A 7,708-nucleotide genomic window follows, 5' to 3' on the forward strand; every position below is an offset into this window, starting at 1 on the left:
GCCATTATTTCCAGTGTTTTTGGCTATTATGGTTATAGAAGCCGTAAGGACACTTTCATGCTTTAAAACGTCTACCTGTCTTCCTTTAAAGCAAATACATAAAAAGCTGCACGCATAGTGCAGCTTTTTTTGTAAATTCTTCTTAATCACTCTAAAATTCAGCCCTCTTATTTAAAATGCTCTTTGCAATCAACATAACATTTGACAAAAATAAAATCCATATTAAGAGGAAATAAGTGGTAGTTTTTTTATTTTGGTCATCATTGTTTTTCTATCAACTATAAGGGGGGAAATATATGAATATTTCACTTAATAAAGTAAAAAATGTTATTGAATTGGCTGCTGATGAAGTTGTGCCAACTATAATGCTTGATAAGTATGCACAGCGTAACGATACTCAAATTTGTCAAAATGAGCTTGATGTGAATGGTTCGTTAGAAGTTTAATAATGTATTGTTGATACAGATCTATTTACATATCTAACTTTAAAATTAAGTATATTTAAGTGCATGTTTCAGTTATTTTCAGAGAGCTTTTCTCAAAAAATTTGGGCTAAGCAAGCAGCTGAATTGTCAATTTCGTACATCCCTTTCGATGAAAGGGATGTTTTGAATGCTTTAAGACAATACGCTCTACATCCTCATAAACTCTTAGCTCTTAATCCTAAATCCGAAGTAGTAACAGTGGTTAATAGAGTGCGGAGTCCACGTACTCTTTCAAACTTTCTTGTTTTAGATACGGATAGAACTATAGAAGAATATACTGCCCGCGTTGACCAATATGCCGAAGGACAAGAATGGGCGGTCATGTATTATGGATTATACGCTGCAACCCCTGTTCTATGGGATGTGGCAAAACAGTTTTCAGATCAATTAGCTCATTCTTTAGGTTTTAGGCCTGGTGGACGCGTAGATATTGACTGCTTCATCGGCCGATATTCCTCCACCCATGTTGGGATACATGTGGATCACGCTCATAATTTTGGTTTTACTCTACAGGATGGCAAAACAATGTTTGCATGGCCCAGTACACGAGAAGACCTCCAAGGGCTAAAATATCCTGAATATGAAGCGCATAAATTAACAGCAATTGCGCTGCAAAACCGTACAGACCGTGTTGCCTACTTTCCCCATGATGCTTTCCACGTTGCTGAAACTGGAAAAAATATCGCGGCAAATATCAATATTGCTTTTTGGGAAACAGCACACGATGCACAACATCATAAAAATTATGTCACGCATTTACTCCATCTTGATGATCGAACGCGACATGATATCCGCGCATCAGGAAGAGCAAATTTAAACCCTGATAATGCTTTTCAACACTCTGCACTAAACTCCGCCATCGCAAATGGTACCTTAAAACGCCATATGCTGGTTTCTCAATTAATTTGTGATACAAGTTCACGTTTATGCATCGGTCGCCCCCTTGTTGGCGTCTCCGAAATTGAAAATGGAATCACTCTTCGCCCACCTGCAACCCTGCAATGGGTGCCCTTAACTGAAACAAAAGAACTGCTCATCGCAGCAAACGGACATTGTGCAAGCTTTGAATATAGCTCTCATCTAGAGCATTTCCTTTCTCAACTTTCATCAGGAAAAAAACTAGATCTAGTAAAATTAAATGATACCCCATATAAATATGCACAGCAGGAAATTTTAAAAGCCGTAAAAGCCTTGGCATCTTGGGGAGCATTGTGACAAAGAAAAAATCCATAATTTTGTCCAAAACAGGGCTTTTCTTCGTTTTAGGCTTGAGCAGTTTTGCTGATGAAACCACTCAAGTCACACTTATTCTAAACTTAGCAAAAAACACATCCTCCATTTCAATGCTTCTGTTAGCAGGATTTATCGGAGCAATTTGTGCGGGACCTATTGCTCCGCATCTTTTGCATCACTTCAAACCTGCACGAACAGTGCCCATTATTTTATTATTTCAAGCAATATTCGTAGCTATAGCTGCAATCGCCAACCAGTTTTGGCTTTATATTGCCCTTTCTTTTGCACTGGGCTGTGCTGGTTCACTCTTTTGGTCTGCTATGCTTGTTACTGTGCCTGAATTGGTCAACAATGATCACCAACTAGATCGCATCAACCGCATTCTCCAAACAGTTCGTAATCTTGGCTATATTGCAGGACCACTGTTAGGGGGCGTGTTGTATGGAATATCAAACGGGCAAAAAGGGCTCTTTGCACTTTCCATCATGGTTCTCTGTGCAGCCTTGATCACCATATACTGTTTTAAAAGTTTAAAAATACATACGCAAACAACAAACACAACACAGCAAAGCAAAAAAGGGCTAGACCTAAGAGGCCTCTTGCGTAAAAAAAATGTGGTCTATGCTCTTTCTCCCCTCATCATCACCATCATCCTTACCTCCACTCTAAGCGTATTGCTGATTGTTCGTATACGCACTGAACTAAACTTACGCGGAGAAGTCTATGGAATGATTGCAAGTATGTCGAGCCTCGGACTCGTGGTTGGTCCACTTTGCTTCTCCAGCCTTCTCCACCGCCTTGGTAATGCAGCGGGAGCATCACTAGCTGCCGCAACCATTGGCTTTGGAATTTTTTGTTTATCCCTAACACATATCATATGGTTGATGATGTTATCATCTTTCATCCGTGGAGGTGCTAACGGCGTGCAAAATGCTCTAATGGCAAGTTTTATGATGAAAGCCATCCAGAAAGAACAACGAAACAGTCAAATGCCCGCCTATATTTTCATCCTACAAACAGCCGTGTGCATTGGTTTTATCAGTGCAGGTTTTGTAAAAGTGCACCACACCCAATACACACTCCTTATCATCAGCATCGCCACAATGATCGCAGGCATATTAGGTTTTATCTTGAACAGTGCCGTACAAAAAAAAGGAATATGATAATGGTTAACGGACTTTGCTATCTTTGCTCTCAAGCAAACCATACACCCCAAAAGGACATGACAATCACCCCTCGATAAAATCGTTGTATCTCCCATACAACCCCACACCAACCAATAAGACTTTGATGAACCACTCTTGAGTGTGGAAGAGCTAACAACCATTCCCAAAATTTAGTTTATAGCAAAATAGAAACCGGTTTAACATCATGCAACAAGATCCTATAGGCTTAAACTTTTACAATGGAACAGGCGGCTATGTGTGGCAACTGGCAGACTATATGCGACATGATTGTCATGAGAGCTCCCACACACTTGAATTGCAAAAACCAACGCCGCCCATAGCCATCAATTCTTTCGCTGTCTACCCAAGTGAACTCAATCCTTTATCACGCGTTCAATGGGCAAAAGATGTACAAATAATAAAAAACAAACCAGCACTCATTGGCAAACGGCAAATACAACCCATCACCATTGTTTCTACAAAAGGAGCGGCATTTGGCGGATTCGACTTTCCCACATTTGAAGCACTTCGTGAAGGCTGCCTTGTCCAATCACTGAGGGAAATACAATTCAATGGTACTCTTCTTGCCTCTGGAAGTCTTTTGATATCACTTTTACGACACGGTCTCATCGAAACAGATCAAAAAGCATTTTCAGAAAATGATGCAACCGCTCTTTTACGAGAGCCAACATGTATTATCATAGATTCTTCTCTTGGCAGTCTTGCCATTAATCAACTCAATGGGCGTACAATCCGGCTTCATGAAAAAACAAAACATCTCTTGAAGCAAGCCACCACACCAATACGTATTCAATATCCGCTAGAGGATTCAATAAAGTTTTTTATAAAAGCAGGGATGCTACGATTGGTAAAATTATAAGGATAAAAAGATGCAGCTGATAAGACCTGGCATGGGAACAGAAAATAGTGCACAGCTCATTTATGCGCTTATTCAAATGGCAAGACCGCGCACAGTCATTGAAATCGGTGCTGGTGATAGTACGCGCTTGATTGCTAAAGCACTGCAAAAAGCAAAACAAGCATGGCAACAAGATAAAAAACTTTTAGAATCTTCCACCTGGGAAGAGCGCACAGCTTTGCTTGATCCTTCAGGAATCCTTGAGAATTACGAACCTCGGCTTATCACCATTGATGATTTTACAGTCGAAGGTCAATCAGCCGAAGAAGCATGGCAAGAACTGCTTCAAGGCGGTATTGAAAAAGATACTGTAACATTTATCCATGAGAATTTTTTCTCTCTTGATGATGAAACGCTCAAATCTTGGGGACCAATAGATTTTGCTTGGCTTGATGCTGGTACTCCCGCAGATGATGTGCGATTTGTTATAACCCTTTGGGAACACATCACCGCGGGTGGTTATCTTTGTCTACATGAACCAACCATAACAACAACAATTGCTCTCAATGGCGAACAGCGGGTTCGACGCGTCAGAACTCCTTTGTGGGAAGAAATTCTCTACCGGCTTGATGGCTCCTATGAAGCTTTAACACTCCCCGAAAACCACAAATATCGCCAAAGTGGTCTGGGGATTATTCGCAAACGCACCCCAGCCGAACAAATTGTACGCGCACAATCGCTCCAAGCAGAACTCATAGAAATCAATGAAATTCCCATTCGCAATGATCTTTTGCCCATGGGGAAAGAAACCCTTCACAAACGCAGCACACGCAATTCACTGATCTCTGCCATGACCTCACCGACACTGCGTACTGTTTATGCCGCCATTATCCTTGGTGCAAAAAATCTTACTGATATCCTCAAACATGTCGATTCAGATGCCAAAAACATTCACAAATCCATCAATCGCCTTTTGAATCTCGGACTTATTCACAACACAACAGAAGGATTTCAAGCCGAAGAGACAGTGTGGAAAATGCTAGAAAATAAACATGAGCGGAATAGGGAAAATTTAAGCGACCGCCATTTAGAAACAGAAGAGATGCTATCAAAAATTGGTGAAGCCTTTCAGAAGGAAAAAATCTATAGCGAAACGGAAGTTTCCAAGATATGCAACCTCTTTACGATAGACTTTGCCCGATTACGACGCACTCTTGTTGAGAGAGGTTTTTTACAACGCCATGGAGGCAAATATCAACGCATGCGCTAAAAGAGAATTGAAAAATGATTAGCGAACTCTATCGTTTTTCTTCTCTATTTCAAGAGAATGAATAACCTTCCACTAAAAAATATAATTTCATTAAAAGGTTACAAAATCATTCATCCCATTCATATGTTGACAATCTATGGAGATGAGATTAGCGTGCCCTCTTCGCAAGAGATGCAATGGGGAGGAACAAGAGTGCGGGATGCCAATTGGTTATCAAAAAGGATTGGGTGGTTATCAAAAAGAATTAGAAATAGTCAAAACCATCAGGAGAAGATATAGGATCAAGGTCTCAATGATCTTACGATTGTTGCGCGAACATCCGGGCACAGTGTTGTTGCTCAATCCAAATCATGCTCGATATTTCTAAAAACATCGTAGAAAAAACAATATTCTTGCATTGGACTGGCTAGTGAATCAAGAAAGATACTATTTCAACGAAATGTGCACAGCAGAAATAGGGCTGGAAAACTTCCTCAAAAGATACAACAAAATGTCTTTGATCATTTAACAACACTTCTATGGAAATTCCATGGGCAAAAATAAAATTCCTTTTTTCATCTATAGCACAGTTTTTCTTTCTGAATTTTCCTTTTTCTTTGTACTCCCTTTGCTTGGAAACTCTTCTCTCATAACTGCTGCCAATGTTGCTTTTTATCTCGCTGGATCGGTAATCCTTGAAAGCATTCTCATGGTAACCACAACAGGTTTATTAGAAAGATTTTCCCGTAAACTCTTAATGGCTACCGCCTTTATTTTAAGGAGTAGCGCTTTTGTGTGCATTATCCTATCGCTCACACCTTCTGCATGGTTGATCTTTTTTACCTTAATGGCTTTTTCGAAAGCAATTTCAAAGCCATTTTTGAGAGAAATTTTATCAGAACATCTCAATGAAAATGCTCTTAAACGCGCATTAACTCTCTATTCTTTTTTTCAAAATGCTGCTGTCGTTATCGCCCCTCTTGTTGCAACGAGTGCCATAAAATACAACGCATCAACCTTCTTAATGGCTTTTTTTGCACTCATTGGTTTGTATCTTTGTGTTCTATCCATTCAAATTGTTTATCATTACCCGCATAAAACATTATCTCTTGAAAAGAATAAAAAAACAAAAAAAGCTCTTCTTTCTTCTTTAAAAACAATAATACATAATCGTTCTATTGCTTATTTGCTGGTCACGGCTTTGCTTTGTGCATTCCTCATGGGAATTTTCATCACCACCACAACACTTCTCAGTAAATTTGACAGCAATCTCGCCCCTTATAGTGGAATTTTCTTTTCAATTGTTGGCATCAGTATTTGTATCTGGCAAGGAATAATCAATAAACATCTCAGCCTTTCCGATAAATCAACTTTCTATCTATTATGGCTTATGGGAAGTTTCTCCTCATTTTTCCTCATGGGTGGGGTCTTTACCGCTGTGACTGCATTAATTGCCTACAGTGTCTATGAATCTGTCATGATTCCAGAAATATACTATCAAGCAGGGAAAACAACCCCATCCCTCTCTGCCAGTGTTCTTTTCAGTTATATTCTTGTTATTTCAAATATTGGCCAAGCCGCCGGCTCATGGACAAGTGGATGGATTATCAGCCATTTCAACAATCATATCGCTTTCACCTTTTGCATGATTGTTGGTGCCTCCGCCTTTGCTTCTTGCCTTTGCCTCATGCAAACGAAAAAATAAGCAGCTTCCATGTCACATATAGTTTTTGCAACCGGTGGCACAACAAGAGCACTCAAAACACTTCGCCATAAATCACTCAATTATGATTTTGAACACACTCTGCGGCAAAAAAGCTCAAAACGGTCTCTAAAGATTGCTCTGTAAACGCCGTTGCAAATTGTCTCATAGCTTAAAGGATTATGGGGTAGACAAGCGTAAGGTAGATACATTCTGCACGAATAATATTCTATTGATATCCATGTGCAATACAGCCAAATCATTTTTCTTATAATTCGCTCATTTCTGCCATGACCTCACCGACACTACGCGCTGTCTATACTGTTATTATACTTGGTGCTAAAATTCTTTCTGATATCCTCAAACTTATCAATTCAGAGACCAAAAACATTCACAAATCTATTAATCGCCTTTTAAACCTTAGTCTTATTCAAAACACAACAAAGGGATTTCAAGCAATCGATAAATTATGGCAAGCGCTAGAAGATAAAAATGTACGAAATATGGAAATTTTTAGCGATCGCCATTTAGAAACAGAAGATATACTTACAAAAATTGCAGAAGCATTTAAAATAGGGAAAACTATCGCGAAACGGAAACATCAAAAATATGTAGCCTTTTTACTTTAGATTTTGCGAGATTAAGACGAATCTTGGTGGAAAATGGATTTTTAAGACGATATGCAAGCAAATATCAGCGCATACGTTGAAAGAAAAAATTCAAGCATTTGAGTTTTTCTTATGCAGCGTTTTGTTTTTTTGTTTTCTGTAAAGAGAGTTTAGGCCAGCTATGCGCCCCCCTTAGTATTTAGTGGTATAGATAGTTTGGAGTTCAAGGAATTGTTTGCAGTTTTTTGTTACAAAAAGTTAGCGGATTGTTTTGAGGATTTGGCTATACAGGCTACAATAGGACAAAGGGAGAGATGACATAAGAACCAAGAAAATCTGAGTTTAGATTTAATTTCTACAAAGCCTTTATGCGCGTAAATTACATACCTATACGTTCTTTCCCTAC

The 7,708-nt window shown here is 39.2% G+C and carries 8 protein-coding genes; all 8 read left to right on the forward strand.

Annotated features, from left to right (window positions below; translation table 11 throughout):
• Positions 1 to 296 precede the first annotated feature (296 nt).
• The 8 genes from ACFIMP_RS09185 to ACFIMP_RS09220 all read left to right on the forward strand — a co-directional run bounded on the left by ACFIMP_RS09185 (position 297) and on the right by ACFIMP_RS09220 (position 7,403).
• Positions 297 to 446 carry a hypothetical protein gene (locus ACFIMP_RS09185; RefSeq protein WP_375612575.1) on the forward strand — a complete coding sequence of 50 codons (150 nt, stop codon included), beginning with the start codon at positions 297 to 299 and terminating at the stop codon, positions 444 to 446.
• Between the two features lie 123 nt (positions 447 to 569).
• Positions 570 to 1,700, forward strand: a complete 1,131-nt coding sequence (locus tag ACFIMP_RS09190; protein WP_375686298.1) for a hypothetical protein — start codon at positions 570 to 572, stop codon at positions 1,698 to 1,700.
• Positions 1,697 to 2,881, forward strand: a complete 1,185-nt coding sequence (locus tag ACFIMP_RS09195; protein WP_375621764.1) for an MFS transporter — start codon at positions 1,697 to 1,699, stop codon at positions 2,879 to 2,881. Before ACFIMP_RS09190 ends, ACFIMP_RS09195 begins: the two co-directional genes overlap by 4 nt.
• A gap of 208 nt (positions 2,882 to 3,089) precedes the next feature.
• Entirely contained in the window at positions 3,090 to 3,764 is a 675-nt protein-coding gene (locus tag ACFIMP_RS09200) for a hypothetical protein (protein WP_375621763.1), read from the forward strand.
• A gap of 10 nt (positions 3,765 to 3,774) precedes the next feature.
• Complete coding sequence (locus ACFIMP_RS09205; RefSeq protein WP_375621762.1) at positions 3,775 to 5,013, forward strand: DUF2087 domain-containing protein; 1,239 nt, start codon at positions 3,775 to 3,777, stop codon at positions 5,011 to 5,013.
• A gap of 529 nt (positions 5,014 to 5,542) precedes the next feature.
• On the forward strand, positions 5,543 to 6,697 hold the full coding sequence (locus ACFIMP_RS09210) for an MFS transporter (protein WP_375627878.1): 1,155 nt from the start codon (positions 5,543 to 5,545) through the stop codon (positions 6,695 to 6,697).
• A gap of 287 nt (positions 6,698 to 6,984) precedes the next feature.
• Positions 6,985 to 7,323 carry a hypothetical protein gene (locus ACFIMP_RS09215; RefSeq protein ID WP_375682076.1) on the forward strand — a complete coding sequence of 113 codons (339 nt, stop codon included), beginning with the start codon at positions 6,985 to 6,987 and terminating at the stop codon, positions 7,321 to 7,323.
• Positions 7,302 to 7,403 (forward strand): DUF2087 domain-containing protein, encoded by a 102-nt coding sequence (locus ACFIMP_RS09220; RefSeq protein ID WP_375612583.1) that lies wholly within the window; start codon positions 7,302 to 7,304, stop codon positions 7,401 to 7,403. Before ACFIMP_RS09215 ends, ACFIMP_RS09220 begins: the two co-directional genes overlap by 22 nt.
• The last annotated feature ends 305 nt before the right edge of the window (positions 7,404 to 7,708 follow it).

Origin of the sequence: Bartonella sp. AP65SXKL (assembly GCF_042195725.1) — a bacterium.
GTDB lineage: Bacteria > Pseudomonadota > Alphaproteobacteria > Rhizobiales > Rhizobiaceae > Bartonella.

What these genes read in the sequence shown, in the direction of transcription:
- ACFIMP_RS09185 (WP_375612575.1), top strand. Translation starts at nt 297, where the DNA reads ATGAATATTTCACTTAATAAAGTAAAAAATGTTATTGAATTGGCTGCT.
- ACFIMP_RS09200 (WP_375621763.1), top strand. Translation starts at nt 3,090, where the DNA reads ATGCAACAAGATCCTATAGGCTTAAACTTTTACAATGGAACAGGCGGC.
- ACFIMP_RS09205 (WP_375621762.1), top strand. Translation starts at nt 3,775, where the DNA reads ATGCAGCTGATAAGACCTGGCATGGGAACAGAAAATAGTGCACAGCTC.
- ACFIMP_RS09210 (WP_375627878.1), top strand. Translation starts at nt 5,543, where the DNA reads ATGGGCAAAAATAAAATTCCTTTTTTCATCTATAGCACAGTTTTTCTT.
- ACFIMP_RS09215 (WP_375682076.1), top strand. Translation starts at nt 6,985, where the DNA reads ATGACCTCACCGACACTACGCGCTGTCTATACTGTTATTATACTTGGT.